The organism is Rhizobium sp. AC44/96 (assembly GCF_001692185.1).
GTDB lineage: Bacteria > Pseudomonadota > Alphaproteobacteria > Rhizobiales > Rhizobiaceae > Rhizobium.
The window spans coordinates 91,430-115,637 of sequence record NZ_LXKO01000002.1; the positions used below are offsets into that span (position 1 = coordinate 91,430).

Genomic DNA, 24,208 nt, shown 5'->3' on the forward strand with positions numbered 1-24,208 from the left:
GGTTTAAAACGATCAGAAAATCTTCAATCGATTTTAATAGCGACATTCAAAAATTCGCGTTGCAGCGCGAGAGGAAACCGGCTCCGTTCGGCCTCGTTGAACCGCTGGAGATGAGAAGCTAGCCGTCAAGTCCTGTTCCGAACCACGCGGAACGCTGTAAGCCCGCCAAACCTCCGCCAGTCTCCATGTCAACCCCGCCCAGGGCACGATTGTCGCCATCGACGTCAAGGGCCTGTCTTGAATGGTGGTTGGTAACAAACGTGACGTCGTTAGGCCCGCAAATCCGACCTTGCCTACGGCCGAAAGACACCCCTTCGGTGCTTCTTCCTCGTTCGCGCCGGCGACACGCTGAACTTCGCTTTGGGATCGCTGCGATGCCGTCAGGGAAGAGACAAAAGATCCTCCGTGACCGGCTTGAGGGAGAAGTGCAGCCTCATTTTTCCGAGCGCATCCTGTCCTTCGATCTGGCGACTTCACAGGCTTAAGCGGAGCTGATGATACGCGCGCGCGTACCTGGGAAAGCGATCTACAAGGCCGATCGCTACGTTGCCGCCACAGCAGTCGCGAATAGCCTCGCGGTCGCAACTCGCGACCCACGCCCATTCGAGGCCGCCGGGATGAAAGTGATTAATCCCTGGCCCCGATAGCGGTAGTGTGCATCCAGGTGTCAACGGCTCGTTGCGAACGCGAGGCAATTTGAGGCGGCGGACCAGATGAAACGAACCTTAAAGCCCGTGGTGGCTCAGTCCGGCGCGACGGTCCTTGGAGCTTGTGTCCTAACACTTGAAGGCTTGCATCATGTACGTCGGGGTTGCCCCCCCCTCGCTCGTAATGCGTTCGAGTTCGCCGTCATTGCTGTCGGCCAGTATCCCGGTTCTGACGAGCACACTGTCCAACCCGGCAGACCGGGCGCCCACGATATCGTGTTCAACACTGTCGCCTATGCAAACCACGCGTCTCCTGTCTTCCACGCCGACAAGCTTAAGGGCGTGGTCGTAGATTTCAGGATAGGGCTTTCCAATCCAGGTAACTCTTCCGCCCATCGCTTCATAAAGCTGGGCAATGCTGCCAGCGCCCGGCGCAACTGACCCTTCGTGCAGTTTGTGAATGTCAGGATTGGTGCAATAGCACGCTACGTTGTTTTCTGCGGCCGGCCTCAACATCTCGCGATAATCGTTCATGGAGATGCGCTCGGCTTCGCTGCCCGAGATGATGACGATGTTCGCCTCGTTCCCGCTTCGTATCGAGACCAGGTCCAACCGGTCGGCAAGATTGGTATCCCCGCCGCTTGAGATCGTCAGCGCTCTTGATCCTTTGGGGATGTCAACTCCGGGTCGCGACAGGAGCTCAAATGCGACGTCACCCGATGTCACGAAGAAGTCGAAACTGTCCGGCGCGAAGCCGAGCTTCACCAGCCTTTCGGCGTTATACTGCCCGCTCCGCCCCGAATTTGAGAGGATCACGATCTTCTTGCCCGCCTGGCTCAGTTGCCGGAGGGCATCGATAGCGCCCTGGTAGGGCCCAATATCGTCGCGAAGGACGCCGAACTGATCGACGAAAAACACGTCATAATCGGTTGACAGTCCGGCCATGTCCACGGTGACAGGTCTAGGCATCTTCCTGCTCCAGCGCGGCAATGACCAGAGAGGCCGTGCCGACCGCGGCCTCCAGCGATTTGGCCGGCAGCGTCTTAACACCGAGCGCGCGATACCGCATTGCCGTCCAGGCCGGATTGCGCGCGCCGCCCCCGACTGTTCTCAAGGTCTTGAGAGGCATGGCGCCTAGCTCCTCCAATCGTCGATAGCCAAGGCGTTCGATCTCGGTCATCCCCTCGAGGATTGCCTGGAAGAATTGCGCGTCATCGACGGGCCGTGGACCCAGCCTGGGTTGATGGTCCGGATCGTTGAAGGGAAATCGTTCACCTGGCCGCAGAAGAGGATAGTAGTTTAGGCCAAGCGGACGCTCCGGATCGATCCTGCCGGTCAGTTCTTCGAGCCTGTGATCGCCGATCAGGGCTCGAACCACGTTGCCGCCGCTGTTGGACGCGCCTCCGAGCAACCAGAATTTGCCGACCCGATGAGAATAGACCCCGAATTCCGGCGCGTTGATCGGGCGGTCGGAGGCAAGTTTCAAAACGATCGTCGAGCCGAGCGCCGTTACCGCGTCGCCGAACTCCGATGCACCGGTCGCAAGGAAGGAGGCACATCCGTCAGTCGTACCGGCATGGAAGGATGCCGACTTCGGAAGGCCGAGATCATGCAGATAGCCAGCGACAGGTGCGATCTTCCTGCCCGCGCGCACGACCTTGGGAAGTGCGTCCAGATTCATTCCGGCGTCTTCGATCCAATCTGGCCATTGCTCCGAAGCGAGGTCGTAGCCTGTCTTAAGAGCATTGTTTTCGTCGGTGACGCGCGCCGGGCAGCCGAGCATCATCAAGATCCAATCGGCCTGGTGTATGACAGCCTCGACGTCCTGTTCCCGGGACAAATAGATAGCTCGCGCGAGCCCCGAATTGGCGCCGGCGGCAGCGCTTCCTGCAGGAGCATGGCGAGCGATCCGGCTGACGATCTCAGGCTCGGGGCAGGGGTCGTTATACATCAGCACCGAACCCGTCGGACGGTTGCTGCTGTCGAGTGCGAGCACCGTGCCTGACGTGCCATCGACGGCAACGCCCCTGACAGCTGTCAGATCAACTTTGGAATTGAGGTCTTCGACGGCCTGTCGCACACGTGTCCACCACGCGGCGGGTTGCCGTGTCTCTGTAGGGCTTTCGAACGGCGCGGCCGCGAAGCCTAAGGGGTTTCCATGCTGGTCGACGGCGCTCGCCCGGGCACCTGAGGTGCCGATGTCGATGCCAAGCGCACAGGCCTGCGCAGAACCGTAGGTCACGCCGAGTGCCTCGTTGATTGCCGGTCGAGTGCCTGGCGGTATTGTTCCGCTTCCCAATGTGTCAGTTCATATTCGTCGGCATCGGACAGATAGGCGATCTTCTCGCCATCAGTGATGCGGCCTGTAACCTCTGCAAGGCAACGTGCCATGACCTCGCCTCCGGCCGTGAGTGTATTGGACAATAGGATGCCTTTGCCGGGGACGATCACCAGTTTAGGCAGTTCGCGCCCCTCCCTGGCGCAGGCGGCTTCCAGATCAGCGGCGTTCTGCCCAGGCGTGAGCGTGCCGATCTCGGTTCCGAGGAAGATCACGTGGTCGGGATAAAGCGACCCGCCGAGGGCAAGCACTTGGTTGATCTCCGAAAGCGCAATCACATGGCTGTCGAGGTCTTTTGCGGCATGAAAGGTTGATCCTGCCGCCGCAGCAGCAAGGGCGTCGAGATCGGGTGCAGGTGTTTCGCGCGGTTTTGAACGAAGGGCCTCGGTGACGCGATCAATCCGTTCGGCGACTTGGCCTACCGTGTCGCCACAGACGATGATGCCGTGGTTGAAGAGGATCAGGATATCAGGCCTTGCTGCGGCGGCTTTTTCAATCTCGCGTGCCAGAGGCGTGCCCGGGCGTCTGTAGGGAATGGAGGCCCACTTCAGGTCGGGAACCGCTGCCATCCGAGCGGCCAGGACCTCGTCGCGCCCGCCGAGCACCGCAAGCGCAATCGTATTGACGCAGTGGTAGTGAGCGACCACCGGGCTCTTAAGCGCGGCATGGAAACTTGTCTCGATCGACGGACGCAGGCCGCTCGAGTTCAGTTCACCAACGACGAAATCGACCGACTTTTCGGCCCTTGGGTCGCCTTCCCGCAGCGCAGTGACCAGCGGATCCACAAGAACTGGGACCATGATGTCCTGTTCGCCAGCCTTCGCAAGCCAGGTTCCCGAGGCCTTCACCCACATGACGCCGTCATGCTTTATCGACGTATTTCCACCCGCGCCCTGGGTTTTCTCGATGTCGCTGCCGATCTTGTTCGAGAGCTGGAGAAAATCCCTGAACAGATCGGTTTTCCGCAAGTCCGGGATTGTCATCTGGTTCTCCTCCTACGGCACATTGCTCAATTGCGCTGGATACGCTGAGCGAATTTTGGCTCGATCCTATAAATGTGATCGAAGATCGTCAACTATGAAGATTTTCAGTCTAATCTATTGCGACAACTCCGTCAGTGTGATTATAGTTCATCATCGCGCTTGAGGAGAAGCGCGAATGGAGGCACTTCTTGAACGATTCCGATCGCCATCGCCTGATCACCGAGATGCTGCTCGAAACGCCGTTCGCATCGGTGCGCGATCTGCAGGAGCGCCTTGGCGTGTCTCCGGCGACCATTCGACGCGATATCGACAAGCTTCACGAGATCGGCAAGGCGCGGAAAGTCTATGGCGGGATTTCCGCAAATGATGCGTCCGCGACCGGGCGTCTTTCTGCGCGGCCTTACGATGAAAATCGCGACATTGCGGTGGATGCGAAGCGCGCAATCGCCGAAAAGGCGGCAAGCCTTGTCAGGGACGGGGACTCCATCATCGTCCATGCCGGCTCGACCTGTTATCAGCTCGGGCAGCAGCTTGCTCGGCGCAATGTGCGCATCTACACCAATTCAATGCCGCTCGCGGCCTATCTCGGGGAGCACGGAACATGCCACCTGACGCTCGCCGGCGGCGAGCTCTATCGCGAGCCGGGCATAATCCACGACCCTTCGGCGGGGGCGCCTGATTTCTTTGCGTCTCGCTTCTTTCTCGGCACGCAGGGCATCAGCGCCGAAGGGCTACTTGAATCGCATCCGCTCCTGACCAAGGCAATAGGCGAGCTCAGCACGCGTGCCGACGAGATCGTCCTTCTGGCCGACAGCAGGAAGTTCTCGATCCAGCCGCGTAACATTGTTCTGCCGCTTTCCAGGATCGGGACGATCGTCACCGATGATGGCCTATCCGACTCTGGCGCAAAAATGCTCGAGGATGCCGGCATAACCATCCTGATTGCTGCGATCGGGGTGCCCTCATGACCGAGCAGGCGGCAGTAGCGGTCTTTGACCTCGGCAAGACGAACTCGAAGCTGTTCGTCCTCGGTCACGATGGCTCGATACTTTGGGACGCTCGCAGCAAGCCGAGCTGGGTCGATGATGCTGGAATTCGGGTTCTTGACGATGAGGCGCTCTTCGCGTGGATGAAAGACGTCTTGAAGACGGCGGTTGAAGATCATGGGGCACGGCACGTCACCTTTTCCGGACACGGCTGCACCTTCGCATTGACCAAGGGTGACAAGCTGGTTCATCCGATCATCGACTACGAGCAGGAGCCGCCCCGGGAGGTCGCCGATCGCATCGACATGCTGGTTCCGGCTTTCCGAGAGACCTATTCGCCTCGACTTCCACTCGGCTTCAATTATGGTCGCCACATTCTCTGGGTCGAGGAGACCAAGCCCGAGCTCCTGGCTCAGGTCGACACCATCTTGTGCTATCCTCAATTCTGGTCCTGGCGGTTTTCAGGCCGGAAGGTGTCGGAAGTTTCTTACATTGGTTGCCATTCCCATCTCTGGGCGCCTCTGATCGGGGATTTCAGCAGTCTGGTCGACAGCAGGGGCTGGCGGGAGAAAATGCCTGCTTTCGCGAAGGCGGGCACGGGGCTCGGCACATTCCTGGTCGCGACGAAATCAGGCGAGGCAGTTCCGGTCGCCGTTCATAACGGTGTCCACGACAGCAACGCGGCGCTCTATTTCTATCGCTCGGTCGGGTTCAACGATTTCACGCTGGTTTCGACAGGGACGTGGGTCGTGATCCTCAACTCCGCTTGCCCCCTTGAGGCGCTGGACGAACACCGCGACATGCTCGCCAACGTAACCGTCGACGGCACGCCCGCGCCGACCATTCGCTTCATGGGTGGTCGGGAATACGACATCGCGAGCGGTGGCTGGAACAAGCCCGTTAGCAAGGAAGCCGTGTCGCGCGTTATTGCCAAGGGCGCGTTCGCATTGCCCTCCTTTGCTCCCGGCGGGCCAATGCAGGGCTTCGATGGTCGCTTTGTCGGGCCCGTTGTCGATGGCGAGGAGAGGGCGGCGGCGGCCCTTCTCTATGTCGTGCTGATGACCGACCTTTCGCTTGACCTCATACGCTCAAGCAACCCGATCGTTGTCGACGGCGGCCTCGTCAAGACCGGTTTGTTTGCAGAGTTGCTCGCCCAATTACGTCCGGCCCAGCCGATATTCACGAGCACGACTGCCGAAGGAAGCGCTTTCGGAGCCGCCGCGCTCGTTTTCGATGCACTCGGACAGCATCCGTTCGCCAACGAGACGGTTGAGGCTACCTCGCTCGATGCCGAGGGCCTTGAGGCCTATCGGCGTGCCTGGTGGGCCCTGTTGGAGCTCGGGGAAACCGCTGCGATGCATCCAAAAGAGGAGCTCCACGCATGAGTGCGGCAGCGCCAAGGGCGAATGTGCCCGTTCTCGAAATGAGAAACATCAGCAAGACGTTCGGCAATACGAGAGCCCTGACGAACGTGTCGCTGACGGTCTATCCAGGCGAAGTCCACGCGCTGATGGGTGAGAACGGCGCTGGCAAGTCCACGCTGATGAAGGTGCTGTCAGGCGCCTATACGGCTGATCCAGGCGGTACAGTTGCGGTCGACGGCCATCCAATCGTCTCAGGCGATCCCGTTCGGGCAAAGGCGAACGGCATCGCAGTCATCTATCAGGAGCTGTCTCTCGCGCCGAACCTGACGGTTGCACAGAACATGTTCCTGGGTGCCGAGCCCGCTCGCTTCGGGGTGATCGACAAGACGGGAGCGCGGGAGCGCGCCGAACCGATCCTCAAGCAGCTCGGCATTGAATTCGGTTCGTCGCAGCTTGTCGCGACCCTGTCTCTTGGTGAGCGACAGATGGTCGAAATTGCGCGCGCGCTGACGACCAACGCGAAGATCATCGTCATGGACGAGCCGACAACCTCCCTGACATCGAAAGAGACCGAACGCCTGTTCGACGTTATTGCCGGCCTCAAGGCCCGCGGTATCGCCATCATCTATATCAGTCATCGCATGGAAGAGGTCTATGCGCTCGCCGATCGTGTCAGCGTTCTGCGCGACAGCGCTTATGTCGGAACACTGGAGCGTGCCGAGCTTTCGGCGGAAAAACTCGTGTCCATGATGGTCGGCCGCGACCTTTCGTCCTTCTACAAGAAAGAGCATCGTGCCCCGCAGCAGGCCGCTCGAACCATATTGTCTGTCCGCGACATTGGCGACGGGCGACGCGTCCACGGATGTTCCTTCGATGCAAAGGCCGGGGAAGTCCTCGGGATCGCCGGCCTTGTTGGCTCCGGCCGCACCGAGCTCGCCCGGCTGATTTTCGGGGCCGACAAGAAGATCTCGGGTACCGTGCTGCTTGAAGGCCGCGAACTGACGATCGGCGGCCCGCGCGATGCGATGGATGCTGGTATTGCGTATCTCACCGAAGACCGGAAGGGTCTCGGCCTCTTCCTCGACATGACGATCAACGAAAACATCAACATCGGTGTGATCGGCAAGGACGCGGCGAAGGGTGGCATTCTGAATTTCGCGGCGGCTCGCGAACGCGCCGCAAAGGCCATCTCCTCACTTTCCATCCGAACGCTGAGCGCCAGCATCAACGTTGGAGCGCTGTCGGGTGGAAATCAGCAGAAGGCATTGATCGCGCGCCTGCTCGAAACCAAGCCGAAGGCCATCATCTTCGACGAACCGACGCGCGGCGTCGATGTCGGCGCGAAGTCCGAGATTTACCGGATCATTGACGAACTTGCGCAGACCGGCATCGCGATTGTCGTCATTTCCAGCGACCTTCCCGAAATTATCGGCATTGCCGATCGCGTTCTTGTCATGCGCGAGGGCCACATCGCCGGCGAGGTCTCGTCGACGCCCGAGCAACCAATCCGCCAGGAAGCCATCATGGCGTTCTCGACCGGCTCGGCGCCGAAAGTCGCCTGAGTTCGCCAATTCAAAAAGACGGGACAAGAAGCATGACCGCCACATCGACCGAACAGCCGAACGCCAGCAAAGCCAGGTTCCGATCAACGTTGACGGCGCTCGGCATGCTTCCGGTTCTCGTCATGTTGGCAATAGGCTTCCATCTTCTCAGCGGGCGGTTCCTGAGCGTCAACAACCTGTCGATCGTCATGCAGCAGGCATCGATCAACACGGTGCTGGCTGCCGGGATGACCTTCGTGATCCTCACGGGCGGTATCGATCTTTCGGTGGGCTCGATCCTGGCGGCATCTGCCATGGTTGGTGTTATCGTTTCTCTTTGGCCGGATATCGGCATGCTCGGAATTCCCGCTGCAATCGCCGTCGGTCTCGCCTGCGGTGTTGTCAATGGAACGATCATCTCAGCGCTGAAGCTGCCGCCGTTCATCGTGACCCTCGGCTCGCTGACTGCTATGCGTGGCATCGCTCGGTTGCTCGGAAACGACACCACCGTCTTCAATCCGGATCTGCCCTTCGATTTCATAGGAAACGGCAGCTTCTTCGGCGTACCGTGGCTTGCCATCATCGCGCTTGCGACGATCCTGATCTCCTGGTTCATCCTCAAGCGGACCGTGCTCGGAACCTGGATCTACGCGGTTGGCGGCAATGTCGAGGCTGCGCGCCTGACGGGCATCAAGGTGCCGCTCGTGCTGCTGTTCGTCTATTCGATGTCAGGCCTTCTTGCCGGTCTTGGAGGGGTCATGTCGGCTGCGCGCCTTTACGCGGCCAACGGTCTCCAGCTTGGCCAGGCATATGAACTCGATGCGATTGCGGCTGTTATCCTCGGCGGTACCAGCTTTGTCGGCGGCGTCGGCTCGATCTGGGGCACGCTCATTGGCGCGCTGATCATAGCCGTCCTGTCGAACGGCCTCATCCTCGTCGGTGTCTCGGACATCTGGCAGTACATCATCAAGGGACTTGTCATCATCGTCGCCGTGGCGCTCGACCGCTATCGGCTGAAGGGGCTTAGCCGCACGTAAGTGCGGCTGATGGGACCGGGGTTACCGGATAACAAGGCGCAGGAGGCGCCCAATGGAGGAAAGAATGCGCATGATTTCGAAACTGCTCGCCGCCACAGCACTGGCTGCATCGATCGCAATGCCTGCGGCCGCAAAGGACCTCGAAAAGATCGGCATTTCCGTCGGCCTTCTCGGCAACCCCTTCTTCGTCGCCACCATCAAGGGCATCGAGGACCGCGCCAAGGAAATCAATCCTAACGTTCAGGTAACCTCGGTTTCCGCAGACTATGACCTCAACAAGCAGGTATCGCAGATCGACAGCTTCATCGCTGCCGGCGTCGACATCATCATGCTGAACGCAGTCGACGCAAAGGCGATTGCTCCAGCCGTCAAGAAGGCTCAGGCCGCGGGCGTTATCGTTGCCGCATTCGACGTTTCCGCACCGGGCGCCGACGTCACCGTCATGACCAACAATGTGAAGGCTGGCGAGGAAGCCTGCCAGTACATCGTTGATCATCTGAAGGGCAAGGGCAACGTCATCATCATCAACGGACCGGCATCGTCATCGATCATCGACCGCGTTCAGGGATGCAAGAATGTTCTCGGCAAGAGCCCTGACATCAAGATCCTTTCGGACGACCAGAACGGCCAGGGGTCGCGCGACGGCGGTCTTGCGGTCATGCAGGGTCTTCTGACCCGCTTCGACAAGATTGACGCGATCTTCGCGATCAACGACCCGACCGGCATCGGCGCTGAACTGGCGGCAAAACAGTTGAACCGTAACGAGTTCATCATCACTGCCGTTGATGGCGCTCCTGATATCGAAAAGTCTCTTGCCAGCGGCAAGTCGATGATCAAGGCCTCGGCCTCCCAGGATCCCTATGTCATGGCAGGCGACTCGCTGAAGATGGCTGTCGACGTCTTGAACGGCAAGAAGCCTGCCGAAAACACTGTCCTGTTGGATCCGAAGCTGATCACGGCCGACAACATCAAGGACTACAAGGGCTGGACAGCAGCTCGCTAACGGTCTCCTCCCGTGCGGCCCGCCGATGCCTTGTGCTCAGCGGGTCGTCATCTTCCTCAAATCAGGAATACGGTCTCATGTCCAAAATCGGCGTCCACTCCTTCGTCTGGAGCGCCGGCTCCTCGAAAGACGAGCTGGAGAGAACTCTTGCCCGCTCCCACGACCTCGGCTTCAAACTTGTCGAATTCTCGTATCTCGATCCGAAGCAGGTCGACGTGAAGTGGCTCGCCTCGCGTATAGAAGAACTCGGACTGGATGTCGCGATCAGCATGGGGCTGCCGGCGGAAGGGGACATTTCAAGTGACGACCCATCCGTCATTGCCAATGGTGTCGATATTCTGGACCGCGCAGTTGCCCTCGTCAGGGATCTCGGCGGTTCAAAGCTGGCGGGTATCCTGAGTTCCGCACATGGAAAGCAGGAGCACACGCTGACAAGAAAAGCGTGGGACACAAGCGTCAGCACGCTGTCGAAAGTCGCCGAACGCGCGAAGTCCGCTGGCGTCACCTTGAACCTGGAGATCGTCAATCGCTTCGAGAGCAACATGCTCAATACCGCCGCCCAGGGTCTTGCCTACATCATGGACACAGGCGCATCGAACGTCTTTCTTCACCTCGACACATTCCATATGAACATCGAGGAGGCCGACGTGGGGCTGGCGATCCGCAATGCTGCGGACAAGATCGGCTACGTGCACATCGGTGAAAGCCACCGTGGCTACCTCGGCACGGGGAATATCGATTTTGCCGCGATCTTCGATGCCCTCGTGGCAATCGGATGGGATGATTTTGTCACGTTCGAGTCGTTCTCCACCACGATAGTCGACAAGGACCTGTCGCTGAAAACGGCGATCTGGAGGAATCTCTGGAGCGATAACGTAGCACTTGCCGAGCATGCACGGCGGTTTATCGAGTTGGGCCTCCAAACAGCGAGACTGAAAGCGCAACTGGTAACCAGTGCTCACTTGCCTCCAAGGTAAACCAGGTAGCCAGGCCAACAGAGATGGAAGCTGCCGGCGCCGACGACACTCAGCTGGAAACTGTGCCGCGCAAGCGCCCTTCGTCCCGATTAAACGGAAGCCGCTCTTTCCATCGCGCTTGCGACCGCCTCCGTGTGTGAGCTAGCCAAAGTCTCAGTCCCGATGCTCTGGCATCATCTTGAGTTCGTCCTTTGTCCAATTCGTCACGGCATGGACGTCCCCATCCTCGTCACGCATGAACTCGAGATCCGAAATCGGGATCGCAACGGGCTTGGCACCGATACCAAGAAAGCCTCCGACATCGATGACGGCAGAGCCCCCTGCGTCTGCGCCATGGACGTGATCGATCTTGCCGACCTTGTGATCGTCGACGCCATAAATTGTCGCCCCTTCAAGCAGGGCTGGCGTGAGTTCTGATCTGGTAAGACGAACGTGGTTTGTGTGGTCAATGTTATGCATTCTCCATTGTTGATGGTGGCATAATCGGCAGCAGACTGAATGTTCCACAAGTCGCGCACGATCAAATGCTCCCATCGACAAGGATGCGATGGGAAGCTAGCCGTCACGAACCCGCAATTTTCCCGTCCCGCACAAGCCCAAGCCGCTTCAATTCGAGAAGAGCGTCGGGAAGGGCGCGGTGATCTGGGTTATCTGGCTCCGACCGTTCGATGACATCGCCGACCAGACCAGCAGCATCGAACTCAGCGCGACTTGGAGGATAATCGACGCCTCCTGGATAAAGAGGTCGTCGGATTTCCTCAATCGCAAGGCATGGCGTGGCATCCCTGTGCCCCGAAGCAGCATACAGGCAGCAGCCGCTTTAGCGCACTCGCTTGTCTAAGCTGTTGGGTATGAATATGTCTTCTTAGGACGGCGGGGTTCATGTCCCAGCAAGAGCAGCCTGCTGATTTGCTTCGCGGCAATCGACAAACTTGAAACTCGCCCAAATCGAGATGCTGAAAAAAACTGGGGCTGGCAACGGCTTGATCGCTGTTTCGAGTGTCTTCAGCGCCCCTAGTCTTAGCCTGGCTAGCGAATGAGGGGGAGGGGCGGAGCGGATGCCTCTTCCAACATCGGTGCGTCGGTGTCAGGCTCGCTCTCGGGCGAGCCTACTGTTGTCGCGGTTTGGGTTCGGACCCATGCCTCCGACTGAGACATCGATGCCGAATTCGGTGAGGCGCATATATTCGGGTCGGCGTCGGTGCGCACTCTACCGCGCGAAGACGCGATCGGTTAGCAAAAGCCATTGAGTTTAAGGATCTTGTGAGCGTCTATCGCTGCGCGGAGATGTTCCTCTGACGCGCGATCGCCCTGATTGGCGTCAGGGTGATGCACTTTAAGCCGCTCCTTGTACCGACTTTTTATCTCTTCGGGCGTTGCATCCTCTGACAGGCCGAGCGTTTCAAAGGCTTTTGCCTCAAGGACTTTGAGCTTGCGCTGGTTGAGATCCGCTTTTGCTGCCTGGCGCTTGGCCGCATTCTTCCGTGCATTCACCACCTTTGCGGTCCCAGAGCGAACCGACGACGGAAGGCGCGTTTCAGCAACATCATCGATGCGTGTTCCCCAGGTCGGGCGGCTGCCATTTGCCGCTTCCCTTTGATAGCGGGCCGTTATCGGGGCGGAAAGTTTCGTCACGAAATTGTAGCCTCTGCCGTATTCACTGACGTGCTTGGCACAAAAAAACAGATACAGTCCTTCCGCATCGGCTCCGACGGGGGCACGATGGGTGCCTTGCGCCTCGCAACCTTCCCATTGGCATTTCGGCCCGCTCGCTTCCCGATGTTGAACAGGGCTTTTGCGGGTCGAGCGCAGACCAACGAAAATTTTTGAATCAAACGTCATCGCGCCATATATGGCTTTGCGGGCCTCCTGGGCAAGCTATCAACATCAGTGATGTTCGCTCCTGCCGGCTCCTTCCACAAACGTAGCCACTTGCTCGCGCGACTTTATTGGATGCGGCTTGTCCTATTATCGTTCCCCTTCCATGACAAAGTGATCGCGATTAACCTGAGCGAAAGGCCGCCGGCCTCGGCTTGAAGGGCCACGTACGGACCGGACCGAAGCTATTCGATGCTTCATACCCCAACTTCCGTGGCCTTTTGTTCGAAGCGGCGGGAGTGCCACTCGTGAACGAAGCGCCGAGCGATTTCGCGCCGGCCCGTGTTCTTGTCGAACTCGTACAGCCTGGAGGGACGTTCTCGGAAGGTGGTGTTGGTCTGCTCGCCGAAGGCGGCATAGCCGGTGGCTTCGACGAGATCGCCATTGCTGTCGGTGACCTGGCGCCCTGAGCCAGATGGTCGCGATGCACGAAGCTGTTGGTCACCGTTGCCGAGGCCGTAACCCTGACGATCTTGATGTGGGCACGCGGATCGCAGGTATAGACGTCGTTGTCGGGGGTCGAGCGATCGATCTCGACGCAGCCGTCGGTATAAAGGGTGGTGCCGAAAGACCACGTTTTCTTTACCCGGGCGCCGTTCGGCCAAGGTGTAGGTGACGGTGGTGGCGTTCTGGGGGACACTCGACAGCCGGTCGGCACCATTCCGGGTCAGCGCGCGATTGCCATCGGAGATCATGTTGCTGTTGGCATCATGGTTGGTGGTTTTGGTGCCGACCGAGGTCGCCGCATACAGCTGCGGTCGATATGGGACTTAGATGTCGAGGTCACTGCCATAATGTCTGGTCGAAGGTTCGGATCCTTTCGACGCGCGGGATAGGTCATTCAGCCAGCCAAATCGTCTTCCACAGAACGAGTACCCGAACCGTTGCCGCAGAGGCTTTTGGCGAGGCTAGAGGAATTGTGGAGAATTGCCGATCGGCATTTGAGGAGAGGACGAAAGAATCTGTCGACAGACGATACCACTGGGATTGTAACGCGGCAGAGAGCACTTGAATTCGAATGCCGGGAAAACCATTTGACCGGCGATTTCCGCGCGATGGAGTTATCAATGGCAACAGTAGAAGAGCGGCACCCCGAGCAACACGTATTTGAAGCCGATGTCAGCCGGCTCCTGCACATGATGGTACATTCGGTCTACTCGGACCGAGATGTTTTCCTCCGAGAATTGATCTCGAACGCAGCGGATGCCTGTGAAAAACTTCGGTATGAGTCGATTTCCAAGCCGCAGCTCTCGGCCGAGGGGACGCAGCCGGGAATTCTTGTGACGCTCAATGAGGAGTCGCAGACACTCGTTATTGAGGACAATGGCATCGGCATGAACCGCGACGAGATGATCGACGCGCTTGGCACGATCGCGCGCTCGGGGACAAAAGCCTTCATGGATCGGCTGGAGGCGGCCAAAGCTGGGGAGAAAGCGGAACTGATCGGCCAGTTCGGCGTCGGCTTTTACTCGTCGTTCATGGTCGCTGACCGGGTCGATGTGATTTCCCGCCGCGCCGGTGAGAGCGAGGCCTGGAAATGGACATCCGATGGCAAGGGAAGCTATGAGGTCCTCGCGATCGATCTCGGAGAAGCGCCAGCGAGGGGAACGCGTGTCGTGCTGCATCTCATGGACGATGCAAAGAAATATACCAGCAAATGGACGGTCGAGAAGATCATTCGTGATCAATCCGGCCACGTACCCGTTCCTATCCGTCTCGTTGAAAAAGACGGCGCGGAGCCGTCGCAGGTCTCCGATGGTGCAGCGCTCTGGATCAAGCAGAAGAGCGAGATATCCAAGCAGGACTACGACGATTTCTATCGTAGTGTCTCGGGCCAATACGACGAGCCGCTGGCTAACGTGCATTTCCGCGCTGAGGGACGCCACGAATATACGACGCTTGCCTTCATCCCCGGCTCTCAACCTTTCGACCTGTTCGATCCAGACCGACAGGGTCGGATGAAGCTCTACGTGAAGCGCGTGTTCATAACCGACGAAGCCGAGTTGCTGCCGCGTTATCTGCGGTTCGTCCGCGGCATCGTTGACACCTCGGATCTGCCGCTCAACATCTCCCGCGAGATGATCCAGGAAAGTCCCGTGCTTGCCGCTATCAAAAAGGGCGTGACAAGCCGGATCCTTTCCGCCCTAGAGAAGCTGGCCGAAGGCGAAGCCGAGACGTTTTCCAAGGTCTGGAATCTGTTCGGCGCGATTCTCAAGGAAGGTATTTACGACGACTTCGAGCGGCGCTCGCAGTTGCTGAGGCTGGCGCGATTCCACAGTACCGTGTCCGGCGAGGCGACTAGGAGCCTAGCCGACTACCTAACCACGATGAAGGAGGGCCAGTCGGCGATCTATTACATCAGCGGCTCCAGTCTGGACCAATTGAGGTCGTCGCCGCAACTCGAGGGTTTTCGAGCCAAAGGTATCGAGGTACTTCTCCTTACCGATGGCGTAGACAGTTTCTGGCCGACCAACGTCGCAGATTTCGAGGGCAAGCCACTTAAATCGGTTACCCAGGGCCTTGCCGATCTAAACGCTGTGACCGGCGAGGGCGGCACTGATGAGGGTGGCCGGCAAGCTTCTCCGGAAGTCGTGGCATTCATCGATTTCGCTCGAAGCGCCCTTGGTGAGGAGGTCGCTGACGTGCGTATTTCCGATCGATTGACCGAAAGCGCGGTTTGCCTTGTCGCGTCGGAACATGGCCCCGATCGCCAGCTCGAAAAGCTCCTCCAAGGGGCCGGGCGGTTACAGACAGCATCGAAGCCGATCCTGGAGATCAATGCACAGAGCGAGCGTGTTAGAAGCATCGCATCGATCGACGATCCGGCCTTCCGCGAGGATGCGGTGTGGCTGTTGCTTGACGAGGCACGCATTCTTGATGGGGACAAACCAGCCAATCCGCGTGCTTTTGCCGACCGGCAGGCCAGGCTGTTTGCGCTTGCGACCGGGCACGGCAAGTAGGGTCTTGGCAAGGCGGTCTTCGGCGTTCTCGCCAGAAATCCTCGGCAGAGGCGGTCGCTCAGCGCGATCGCCGAATGTTTCGCATTCTCTGGGAACGGACAGCGTTCTCAGTTCATGATCCCAGGTCATCGGCAGTCGCACCCGGTACGCTGCCCGATCTTTGAATTTTCAATTGGTCTGGACTCAGCGGGTCGACGGTTCGACTCCCTTCAGAGGCTGTGGCAGCTTGCGCCCATCCGACCCACTGGGCGGGAGACCACGCGTAGGGCAGCAGAAAGCGTGGCGGCCACTGCCACCCTTGCCGCTATCATCTTTTAGCGCGTCTGAGCAAGCGCGATAGCGTCTGCGCCAGCAGGGAAGCGGAGCTGGTTCTCGGTATCGTGAACGGCCTGCCAGATTGCTCCTGCTACATCGCTTTCCGTGGTGGTCAGGGCAGGATTCGCCAGGGCCCGGAGAATTGGCTGTGCGAAGTCAGCATATCCGTCGGGAAGGAGCTCCGAGACAGGAACGATGGCATTCGCCCCGAACCGAGTGGTTGGCGCATAGCCGGGCTCGACGAGCTTCATCCGGACCCCGAAATAGCGGAGTTCATGCGCAAGTGAAGCCGAGAAGCCTTCCACGGCCTGTTTCGTGGCGGTATAGGCTGCCGCGAGTGGAAATTCCCCCAGAGTAACGCTCGATGTGACATTTATGATCGTTCCGGACCGACGCTCACGCATCTGCGGGATGACGGCTTGGCACATCGCGATGACGCCAATCGTGTTGGTCTCGAAAAGCTGTCGGATAAGTGACATTGGCATCGCCTCGAACGCACCGACACCGCCAAGCCCGGCATTGTTCACCAGTACGTCAATTGGACCGGCCGATTTGAAGAGGCTGGCGATGCTTTCGGGGCTGGTGACATCGAGCGGCAGCACGCGCAGCCGGTCGGTTTCGGCAAATAGCGACCGGTTCGGGCGCCGCATAGTCGCGACCACATTCCAGCCGCGCGAAAGGAAGTGTTCCGCAGTGGACTTTCCGTAGCCCGATGATGTCCCGGTAATGAGGATGGTCTTGGTCATGTTAGTCTCCTTGGTTTCGATCATGTAGCAATAGACAGACACCTCAATACGATCTATAATCCAACATCCATAAAATGTTATAGATCGTCCAAATTCATGGATCCTCTCAGCGATATCATTGCTCTCCTGCGACCGAGAGCCGCGATAGCAAAGCCCATCTCCGGGCGCGGCCAATGGGGCGTTCGCTATAGGTCGTATGACCCACCCGGGTTTACGGTTGTCCTGACCGGAGAAGCATGGGTCACATTAGGTAACCAGGAGCCGCTTCGGATTGCCGAAGGCGATTTTCTCCTTTTGCCGACTACGCCAGCGTTCTCTCTGTGTAGCAAACCAGGCACCCCCTGCATGCCCGCTGAACCTCTGGCTGAAGCTGTCCGGCACGGCGATCAAGAAGGAGACCCAGATTTTGTGGCGCTGGGCGGGAGCTTCTCGATTGAGAGTGCCAACGCGTCGCTGCTGCTCGCGCTGCTGCCCGATGCAATTCATGTTCCCGCTTCGGCGGGGCGTGGGACGCGATTTGGCCGCTTGATCGAACTGCTGTCTGAGGAGTGCGTTTCCAACTATCCCGGCAAAGAACTGATCATCCAGCGCTTGCTGGAGACACTGCTGGTAGAGGCGTTGCGGTGGGACATTATCGGAAATAATGCAGCCTCGGCGGGTTTGTTGAATGGGCTGCGCGATCCCGCCATCGCCCGTGTTCTGCGTGCCATCCACGAGGACGTTCGTACGAGGTGGACCGTAGCCGATCTTGCGGGAATAGCTGGCAAGTCGAGATCGGGTTTTGCCGCGCGGTTCAACGAGGTTGTTGGTTGCGCGCCAATTGAATATCTGGCGCGCTGGCGCATAGCACTTGCTAAGCAGGCACTGTTGAATGGTGCTAAGTCGCTCGACCGGATCGCCGATGACATAGGTTACGAATCCGCCAGCGCCTTCAGTACAGCGTTCAGTAAAAGGCTCGGATGCTCCCCGGGCAGATTCGCCAGAGGGTATGTTGCCGGTGTCAGTCCTGGCCTTCTTGCCGTCTCATGACGCTATCTGCCGCTGTCCTGTCACGCGTGAGAGGCAATTTTGGCTGCGCCCTGGGCTCCGCGGACGACCCGTCCTGCGGCTGGAGCTTCGAACACGTGGTTCGCGCGGCAGTTACACCTTCCTAAGATCAGGAACCCGCCAGACTCGATGGCTGATTCAGCAGTAAGTTGTTGACATGTTATAGGCCTTCAGGATGCACGAAGGCTCGAACGTCTGGGTCACCGGTCCAAATGTTATCTAAGAGCAGGCTGTTTTCCTTAGAACGTCCTTGGTATGTCTTCAGCGCGACCAGGACGATAACCAGGAGCGACCGGTAGATTTTATCGGCAGACGGCGCGACGCACAGCGCACTTATGGCGTTTCGGCCAACCTCATCCAGTTATGGCTGGCGTAGTTCGATCGCGGCGAGCTGAACGATGGGGAGGCTGAGGCCAGCGTCATCGCGGAGGACGAGGCCCACATTGCGGCGCTCGGACGCAAGGTCGGCCAGCTCACCATGGAGCCGGACCTGGTGAAAGAAACACCGGGCCAGCCGATCGCCAGCGACAGCGGGAGCTCCTCCATCATCACCCACGCTTGGACAAGACAACGGCTGGGATGTGGGAGGTGCTGATCCGAGCTGCGCAGTCCGTCATTCCAACGGAAAAATCCACGAACTTGTTTACACAAGAACAGAAGCTATCGCGCCGGCTGCCGCCTTGACGACGATATCGGCCGCCTTACGGGTCAGGCAGAGCGGCGGCGCAATGCCGCGGATGTCGCCCTGTGGCATGGCCGGCCGATCACGCCCCGCTCCATCAGGGCGGTTGCAATCTGCGGGCCGACCTTGCGGGAGACGTCGAAGAACTTGCGGTGGTCCTTGTCCTGGACAAACTCGGCCGAGGCACACATAGTTTTGCATCCGGATCAGACAATGTCACAGGAGTTAGCATGGCCCGCCTTTCGAACACCGTCGCTGTCGTAACCGGCGGTGGCAGAGGAATAGGTCGAGAGATCGCTCTACAGCAGGCTAGGGAAGGTGCCAAGGTCGCCGTGCTGGCGCGAACGTTGACGGAAATTGAGACAACAGTCGCGCTTATCGAGGACGAGGGCGGGCAAGCGATGTCTATTTCGACGGATTTGATTGACCTTGCTGCGGTTGAAAATTCATTCACGCGCATCGCGGCTGAATTGGGTGCTGTAGACATTCTCATCAACAACCACGGCTCGTTTCAGGGCTTCGGTCCTATTTGGGACTGTGATCCCCTTGTGTGGTGGCGGGATGTCGAGATCAACCTGCGAGGTACCTTCAATACCTGCCGCACGGTGATCCCTGTGATGATGGGAAGGGGTAGCGGCCGAATCGTGAACCTGGTTGGTGGCGGAACGGGCAACAGTTTTCCACATGGCTCCGGCTACGCGTCCAGCAAAGCCGCAATCATGCGTCTCACGGAGTGTCTGAACGACACAACCATCGGCAACGAGGTGCGCGCTTTTGCAGTCGATCCCGGTCTTGTTCGGAGTGCGATGACGGAACTACAGCTATCGTCGGAGGCGGGGAAAACCTACCTGCCCGGGATCCAACAGCTTTTCGACGATGGTGTCGACATTGAGCCATCGCGGGCTGCGCTTTTGATTGCCGATATCGCCGCCGGACGTTTCGATCCTCTTGCCGGCCGTCTCTTGCGCGGTGTCGATGATCGCGATGCGCTTGCAGAAGATATGGATGCCATAGTCGCGGCAGACGGTAGAGCGCTGCGCTTCAGCGACGTCGGACAAGTCAAGCTGTAAAGCGAGGCAATGACATATGTGAGCTGGTTTTGGAACGACCTTTGCTTTGGCTTCGAGCAGTGCGTTTTGCTCAGAAGTGGAAACGGATGGGTACCAGTGGCGAGGGCAAGCGGAAACAGGGATGTGCCATTGCCAAAGCAGGTATGGTGGTACATCTCGCCAGCGTGAGGCGGCTAACAACGTGAATGATATTTAGACAGATCATTTTGTGCATAGTGATCCCTATTTATATCTTTTGTCTTCTCATGGATGCGGCCGCTCAGACGACGAACTCAAGACGGTTCTCGGTGAAATAGCCGTCGCTACCGAAAAAGATGTGATCGTGCCGTGTTTTGCATGGCAGCACAAAGGTGGGCCGGCGTGCCATGGCTGGTATCACGATATGCTTGAGTTCATGCCGTTGCCGTAGGGAGACGAAGCCGCCGACGTCGCGACCTCTACCTCTACCTATCAACTTCTCGGAGCCTCCACGCGACTTGGATCGCAGCCGCAATGTCGTTGCTTCGACCTTTCCGCGCTCATTGACAATAGTTTTAAATGGGATTTAAAGGGATCCTGTAGGGAGGATTCGCATGCTTGCAAAGGGATTAATCGCCGCGACTGTTCAGGCGATGGGGCAGTCGATCGTCAGCGGAGAATGGGCGCCAGGCTCAATCCTCCCGACCGAGATCGATTTGGCCAGCAAATATGGGGTTGGCCGGAACGCTCTGCGAGAGGCCGCAAAGGTACTCGCTGGAAAAGGGCTGATAAAAACAGCCCGCCGCTACGGGTCGCGGGTCGCTGACAAGGCGCACTGGAACAATTTGGATGCGGACGTCATCGGCTGGCGCTTGACCGACAAATCCTCCCACGCGCGGTACAGGCGCGAAGTTGCGCAGCTCCGGGAAATGATTGAGCCCGGAGCCGCAGCAATGGCGGCTTCCAATGCAAGCGCCGCCGAAAGAGCCAAAATCGTCAGTCTCGCCAAAGCCATGGGGGAATCCCCGTCTTCTGATGCAATCGAGGAAGACATCGCGTTTCACTTGGCCATCCTGGAAGCCACGCACAACACCCTCATCCAGGCTCTCCGCAATCCTCTCGAAGTGATGTTGCGGACCTTGTTCCACGCCGATCTCCGGCTTCACGAAGCAGGACTTTCCTATGACCCCAATCCGGCCATCCACGTGGCCCTGGCAAGCGCGATTGCCGGGGGGCGGCCGGAGGAAGCACGACATATTGCAACCGCGATCGTCATCCGTGGCGCGGAAGGGGCGGATCGACTTGAGCAACTCCAAACCGGAGAGGAGATAACTGAATGAAAATCGATCGGATCGAGTGCTTTACTCCACGGGTCGGCCACCGGAACCAGCTCCTTATGAAAGTCACGACTATAGATGGGATCTATGGATGGGGGGAGTCTGGCCTGACAGGTAGAGAGCATGCCGTGATAGGGGCTCTCCAGCACTACAAGCAATTCCTGATCGGACGAGATGTTCGCCAGTGCGGCGCTCTTTGGCAAGAGATGTATCGCAGCCAGTACTTCGAAGGCGGACGTGTTTTGACCGCTGCGATCGGAGCTTTGGATATCGCCTTTCACGATATCCGGGCGAAAGCGTTGGGTGTTCCCGTTCACCAATTGCTGGGAGGCAAGCACCGCGATTGCGTTCCAGCCTTTGCCACTGCCCCGGCCGATCCAGGGCCTGAGATGATTGAGCAGGCCAAGGTCCTTTGGGATGCGGGTTGGAATTGCATACGCTTCGTGCCATGGGGCCAGCATTCGGTAGACGTTTTCGAGCCTCGGGAATCGATCGCCCGCACGGCGCCCTGGATGGTAAAAGCGCGAGAGGAGTTAGGACCGGAAGCGGTCCTTGGTATCGACTATCACCATCGGCTCTCGGTCGCCGAGGCGGCGTCATTCTGCCAGAAGATGCCACGCGCCACGCTGGACTTTATCGAAGAGCCTATCCGGGACGAAACCCCCGAGGCCTATGAGGCCCTGCGGCGGATGACCGACGTGCCTTTCGCCATCGGGGAGGAGTTTTCATCCAAGTGGCAGTTCCTACCCTACATTGAGCGCGATATCCATCAGTTCAACCGTTTGGACATATGCAATGTCGGCGGCTTTACAGAGGCCGCCAAGGTCGCGGCCTGGAGCGAAGCCCACTACGTCGACTTGATGCCGCACAATCCGTTGGGTCCGATATGCACGGCGGCCACCCTTCATCTTGCCGCGGCCGTCCCCAATTTCGCCTGGCTCGAGTGCCGGGCGTCCCCGGTGGAGCAGCTCGGCTTCGATTCGCGTGAACTCTTCCCAGAGCAAGCGGTTCTCGAGGGCGCCCGTTACCGCGTTCCCGACGGCCCCGGTCTGGGGATTGAAGTCAATGAGGAAGCTCTGACAGAGGTCGACTTCCAGTATTGCGAGCCGCCGCACCTCCGGCGTCGCGACGGTAGCTTCACCAACTGGTGAAGAGATAGAGGAGGAGGAAAAGTTGGCAATTTCATGTAGCCGGCAGGGCGCTGAGCGAAGGTCCACGTCGGCTCTCAGAAATTAAGAGAGATTGTCGTCTTATTTCGGCTAAGGTCCTAACGAGCCGCTTGCGCGATCTGCAGGGCCGCGATGTCGTTTCTCGACAAGTGATGCCGACCTCGCCACCCACTGTGGAATACACGCTGACGGCGCTGGGGAAAGAGCTATTGCCGGCCATAAGGGCGATAGTCGAAGTTGGCACAAAGCTGCATGCGCGGCGAGAAGTGTCGCGAAATCCGCATCTCACGCGGTGAGAGGAGACGTGGTAATCACGATGGTAAAGTTCATGTCGAAGTCTCGTTACTGGTCAGCTACCGCGGCCGCTATCAAAATTTAGGCCGTGCCGTTGATGCGAGGTGGGGGCTTGTAACATGAGCAAGCACTGCAGATTTTGAGCGAAGGAACTTCAATTCGATCGCTGCATGGGGCGTAGGGGGCTTCCACGACGGATCAGAGGCACCAGCTACTCTTGAAATTGGGCGAAGCGACTGCTCCAGACGATCTCGAGGTTCTGATTTTTCCTCATGCAAACAACCCCCGATAGGTTCCAATCAATAACGCTGCAAAAGCGATCGTGGCGGCAAGACCGCATCCTCAATTTTTAAAATGACTTCGTGCGACCGCCTGCATTGTGCTCGCCTGCACGATCGCGATGAGGCCCGCAGCGATCGGCGAATAGCGGTTTGTCGACCCGCTAGCGGGTCGACAACTACTGGAATGACTAACATCAGCCACCGGTAGACATCGCGTTCGGATCCATCCACACTGCTTCCCAGACGTGTCCATCCGGATCGGCGAGATTGCGATTGTACAGGAAGCCGAGGTCTTGCATCGGATTGATGTCAGCTTCCCCGCCATGTCGGGCGGCAGCCTCATTCATCTGGTCGACCGCCTCGCGGCTCTCGCAGGAGATGGCCAGCATTACTTCGCTCGACGTTGCCGGCGGGATCGGACGGCTGGTGAAACCGCGCCATTTATCGTGGGTGAGAAGCATGACGTTGATCGTCTCGCTCACCACCATGCAGGCCGAGTTATCGTCGCTGAACTGCGCGTTGTTGGTGAAACCCAGGGCTTCGTAGAAAGCCTTGGCCCGAGCCAGGTCGGTCACCGGCAGGTTCACAAAAATCATCTTGGTCATCGTAGAGCCCTCTGGTAGTAGCGGGATACGGCCGAATCGGGGGCAATATCCGTGATTGAAGCCCCGCCATGACCTTCACGGCGGTTGCTTGGCTGGCAGAGATGGGGCAATTCGGTCGCGGAAGAATTGATATTTGTTAAGAAATCGCCTCAGCGTTTGTCGGATCTTGTGATCGCGATTGTCTTCCGCAGTCGGCTGAGGCTTTCCGGGGTTATGCCCAACCAAGCGGCGATGTGATGCTGCTTCAGACGCTTATGCAGTTCCGGCTCCCTATGGATGAAGTCGATGTAACGCTGCATCGCGTCGTCATGCCGAAAAGCGATCTCGCCCGGCTCTTTATTGATAATCCAATGGCGTTCCATATAGCTGATGTAAAACGCTGCAATGTCGGGAAAGTCACTCACGAGCGACTTGAAAGCTGCAAAGTCATATTCGAGAACGGTGCTGTTCTCGATCGCCGTAATTGCGAATGGGCTGGGCTTGCCGAGCAGAGTCGCGCTGACCGATGAGGCAATGCGGTTCTCAGGAAAGAAGCATTTAATGACCAGGTCGCCGTCGCGGCCGACATAGCGCTGACACAGAAGGCCTTCGACAACGAAGGCATAGGTCGTCGGTACGTCGCCCGCGCGAATGAAGGGCTCCTCCTTACGATATTGTCTCTGCCGCAGGAGTGACGACCAGGCGAGCTCGGCTTTTTCTGACAGATCGGTGTAGGTCCGGATTTTGGTGAAGAATGCTTCCGTGTTCATGAGCTCAGTCCGTGAGTCGGTGATGGTCTTAATCTGGCTCATTCATCGTCGTGGCAAAAGACCAATTCGTGTGCTGTGCTCACGTAGGGCGAGACGTTCCGCGGCACTGGGCAAACCAGACCATCATCGTTGCGACACGCCGGTGGCTGGCCAACCGCTCAGGTGCGATCTGGATGATTGCCCGAAGCACCTTTGAATTCGTCGATTTCGGCGATCAGCGACCGGATTTGAGGCGCTATCC

21 protein-coding genes and 3 pseudogenes are annotated in these 24,208 nt (G+C 58.5%); 14 read left to right on the forward strand and 10 right to left on the reverse strand.

Going from position 1 to position 24,208, the window contains the following annotated elements:
- Positions 1–347 precede the first annotated feature (347 nt).
- A pseudogene (locus A6U87_RS30360) lies at positions 348–647 on the forward strand (PIN domain-containing protein); the annotation flags it as partial.
- Positions 648–776: 129 nt separating this feature from the next.
- Here A6U87_RS30360 and A6U87_RS06190 read toward each other — a convergent pair.
- The 3 genes from A6U87_RS06190 to A6U87_RS06200 are packed head-to-tail and all read right to left on the reverse strand — an operon-like array spanning position 777 to position 3,968.
- Positions 777–1,616 carry a TIGR01459 family HAD-type hydrolase gene (locus A6U87_RS06190; RefSeq protein ID WP_065690374.1) on the reverse strand — a complete coding sequence of 280 codons (840 nt, stop codon included), beginning with the start codon at positions 1,614–1,616 and terminating at the stop codon, positions 777–779.
- Entirely contained in the window at positions 1,609–2,889 is a 1,281-nt protein-coding gene (locus A6U87_RS06195) for an FGGY-family carbohydrate kinase (RefSeq protein WP_065690375.1), read from the reverse strand. Before A6U87_RS06195 ends, A6U87_RS06190 begins: the two co-directional genes overlap by 8 nt.
- Positions 2,886–3,968, reverse strand: a complete 1,083-nt coding sequence (locus A6U87_RS06200) for a class II aldolase/adducin family protein (RefSeq protein ID WP_083199285.1) — start codon at positions 3,966–3,968, stop codon at positions 2,886–2,888. The genes A6U87_RS06195 and A6U87_RS06200 overlap by 4 nt, the downstream gene beginning before the upstream one ends.
- Before the next feature lie 188 nt (positions 3,969–4,156).
- Between A6U87_RS06200 and A6U87_RS06205 the strand changes: the two genes are divergently transcribed.
- The 6 genes from A6U87_RS06205 (at position 4,157) to A6U87_RS06230 (ending at position 10,876) form a co-directional block, all read left to right on the forward strand.
- The gene (locus A6U87_RS06205; RefSeq protein ID WP_065690376.1) at positions 4,157–4,936 is read left to right on the forward strand and encodes a DeoR/GlpR family DNA-binding transcription regulator; all 780 of its coding nucleotides are present in this window, start codon (positions 4,157–4,159) and stop codon (positions 4,934–4,936) included.
- The gene (locus A6U87_RS06210) at positions 4,933–6,339 is read left to right on the forward strand and encodes an FGGY-family carbohydrate kinase (protein ID WP_065690377.1); all 1,407 of its coding nucleotides are present in this window, start codon (positions 4,933–4,935) and stop codon (positions 6,337–6,339) included. Before A6U87_RS06205 ends, A6U87_RS06210 begins: the two co-directional genes overlap by 4 nt.
- The gene (locus A6U87_RS06215) at positions 6,336–7,880 is read left to right on the forward strand and encodes a sugar ABC transporter ATP-binding protein (protein ID WP_065690378.1); all 1,545 of its coding nucleotides are present in this window, start codon (positions 6,336–6,338) and stop codon (positions 7,878–7,880) included. The genes A6U87_RS06210 and A6U87_RS06215 overlap by 4 nt, the downstream gene beginning before the upstream one ends.
- A gap of 32 nt (positions 7,881–7,912) precedes the next feature.
- Complete coding sequence (locus tag A6U87_RS06220) at positions 7,913–8,896, forward strand: hypothetical protein (RefSeq protein WP_065690379.1); 984 nt, start codon at positions 7,913–7,915, stop codon at positions 8,894–8,896.
- Between the two features lie 64 nt (positions 8,897–8,960).
- Complete coding sequence (locus A6U87_RS06225) at positions 8,961–9,899, forward strand: ABC transporter substrate-binding protein (RefSeq protein WP_065690380.1); 939 nt, start codon at positions 8,961–8,963, stop codon at positions 9,897–9,899.
- A 77-nt stretch (positions 9,900–9,976) separates the two neighbouring features.
- Positions 9,977–10,876, forward strand: coding sequence for a sugar phosphate isomerase/epimerase (locus tag A6U87_RS06230; RefSeq protein ID WP_065690381.1), 900 nt, complete (start codon positions 9,977–9,979; stop codon positions 10,874–10,876).
- A gap of 153 nt (positions 10,877–11,029) precedes the next feature.
- Here A6U87_RS06230 and A6U87_RS06235 read toward each other — a convergent pair whose 3' ends face one another.
- The 3 genes from A6U87_RS06235 to A6U87_RS06240 form a co-directional block, all read right to left on the reverse strand.
- A complete protein-coding gene (locus A6U87_RS06235; protein WP_065690475.1) occupies positions 11,030–11,326 on the reverse strand; it encodes a PRC-barrel domain-containing protein in 297 nt (98 codons plus the stop codon).
- Between the two features lie 156 nt (positions 11,327–11,482).
- Positions 11,483–11,659, reverse strand: coding sequence for a hypothetical protein (locus A6U87_RS29140; RefSeq protein ID WP_198928675.1), 177 nt, complete (start codon positions 11,657–11,659; stop codon positions 11,483–11,485).
- Positions 11,660–12,109: 450 nt separating this feature from the next.
- A complete protein-coding gene (locus A6U87_RS06240; protein ID WP_065690382.1) occupies positions 12,110–12,718 on the reverse strand; it encodes a J domain-containing protein in 609 nt (202 codons plus the stop codon).
- A 284-nt stretch (positions 12,719–13,002) separates the two neighbouring features.
- Between A6U87_RS06240 and A6U87_RS29885 the strand changes: the two genes are divergently transcribed.
- Complete coding sequence (locus tag A6U87_RS29885) at positions 13,003–13,164, forward strand: hypothetical protein (RefSeq protein WP_158007258.1); 162 nt, start codon at positions 13,003–13,005, stop codon at positions 13,162–13,164.
- Positions 13,165–13,821: 657 nt separating this feature from the next.
- The gene (htpG, locus tag A6U87_RS06250) at positions 13,822–15,714 is read left to right on the forward strand and encodes a molecular chaperone HtpG (RefSeq protein WP_065690476.1); all 1,893 of its coding nucleotides are present in this window, start codon (positions 13,822–13,824) and stop codon (positions 15,712–15,714) included.
- Between the two features lie 314 nt (positions 15,715–16,028).
- On the opposite strand, the gene A6U87_RS06255 is transcribed toward htpG, so the two are convergent.
- Entirely contained in the window at positions 16,029–16,775 is a 747-nt protein-coding gene (locus tag A6U87_RS06255; protein ID WP_065690477.1) for an SDR family oxidoreductase, read from the reverse strand.
- Between the two features lie 96 nt (positions 16,776–16,871).
- On the opposite strand from A6U87_RS06255, the gene A6U87_RS06260 reads away from it, so the two are divergent.
- Complete coding sequence (locus A6U87_RS06260) at positions 16,872–17,804, forward strand: AraC family transcriptional regulator (RefSeq protein WP_065690384.1); 933 nt, start codon at positions 16,872–16,874, stop codon at positions 17,802–17,804.
- A 661-nt stretch (positions 17,805–18,465) separates the two neighbouring features.
- Here A6U87_RS06260 and A6U87_RS29150 read toward each other — a convergent pair.
- Positions 18,466–18,695, reverse strand: a pseudogene (locus tag A6U87_RS29150) (aspartate aminotransferase family protein); the annotation flags it as partial.
- A gap of 39 nt (positions 18,696–18,734) precedes the next feature.
- Between A6U87_RS29150 and A6U87_RS06270 the strand changes: the two are divergent.
- The 4 genes and pseudogenes from A6U87_RS06270 to A6U87_RS29155 all read left to right on the forward strand — a co-directional run.
- Positions 18,735–19,574, forward strand: coding sequence for an SDR family NAD(P)-dependent oxidoreductase (locus A6U87_RS06270; protein WP_065690386.1), 840 nt, complete (start codon positions 18,735–18,737; stop codon positions 19,572–19,574).
- Positions 19,575–20,146: 572 nt separating this feature from the next.
- Positions 20,147–20,872: a FadR/GntR family transcriptional regulator gene (locus A6U87_RS06275; protein ID WP_065690387.1), complete on the forward strand. Its 726-nt coding sequence runs from the start codon at positions 20,147–20,149 to the stop codon at positions 20,870–20,872.
- Positions 20,869–22,020 carry a mandelate racemase/muconate lactonizing enzyme family protein gene (locus A6U87_RS06280; protein ID WP_065690388.1) on the forward strand — a complete coding sequence of 384 codons (1,152 nt, stop codon included), beginning with the start codon at positions 20,869–20,871 and terminating at the stop codon, positions 22,018–22,020. The genes A6U87_RS06275 and A6U87_RS06280 overlap by 4 nt, the downstream gene beginning before the upstream one ends.
- 35 nt (positions 22,021–22,055) lie before the next feature.
- Positions 22,056–22,334, forward strand: a pseudogene (locus A6U87_RS29155) (winged helix-turn-helix transcriptional regulator); the annotation flags it as partial.
- 473 nt (positions 22,335–22,807) lie between these two features.
- Here A6U87_RS29155 and A6U87_RS06285 read toward each other — a convergent pair.
- Entirely contained in the window at positions 22,808–23,218 is a 411-nt protein-coding gene (locus A6U87_RS06285; protein ID WP_065690389.1) for a VOC family protein, read from the reverse strand.
- A gap of 149 nt (positions 23,219–23,367) precedes the next feature.
- Positions 23,368–23,967, reverse strand: a complete 600-nt coding sequence (locus A6U87_RS06290) for a Crp/Fnr family transcriptional regulator (RefSeq protein WP_065690478.1) — start codon at positions 23,965–23,967, stop codon at positions 23,368–23,370.
- Positions 23,968–24,208: the final 241 nt, after the last annotated feature.